General features: G+C 61.4%; 1 protein-coding gene. It reads right to left on the reverse strand.

Going from position 1 to position 490, the window contains the following annotated elements:
• Positions 1-490: immunoglobulin-like domain-containing protein (locus tag V7787_RS52910; RefSeq protein ID WP_336095465.1), on the reverse strand; the 490-nt coding region annotated here is incomplete at both ends.

Here is a 490-nt window from a genome sequence, read left to right on the forward strand (position 1 = left end):
TTCGTCGAGGGTGTCGGTGACATCCACTTTCGCGGCACCGCCCAACTCGAGGTTCTCGAACGCAGCACCAGTGGCGTCTACTGCCGAGTTGATGCCCAGGCTGATCTGGCCCGCATCCTGATAGACGTCATCGCCCTGTGCGTCGTGGATGTACTGCGCGCTGGTCTCGCCAGCCTTGATGGTGACCTGAGCATTGTTGCTCAGGGTCACGATCAGGTCGTGGGCCAGGGCGGTGTTGATGTGTACGGTGAACGTCGGCTTGACGTTCTCGGCTACCGAACTCTGGTCGGCCGTGATGGTGACCTTGACGATGTCGCCTTCGCTGCCTGGAGTGCCTGGCTCGTCGGTGACCTCGGTGCTGACCGGGGTCTTGTCCAGGTTCAGGTTTTCGAACTTCCACGCATCTGCGCCGCTGACCGCGTCGATGGCATTGACCACCGGCTGGTTGGTGCCGACATAGACGTTGTCTGGTGCGATTGCAGTCGCCGAG

It is taken from the genome of Pseudomonas sp. CGJS7 (assembly GCF_036961695.1).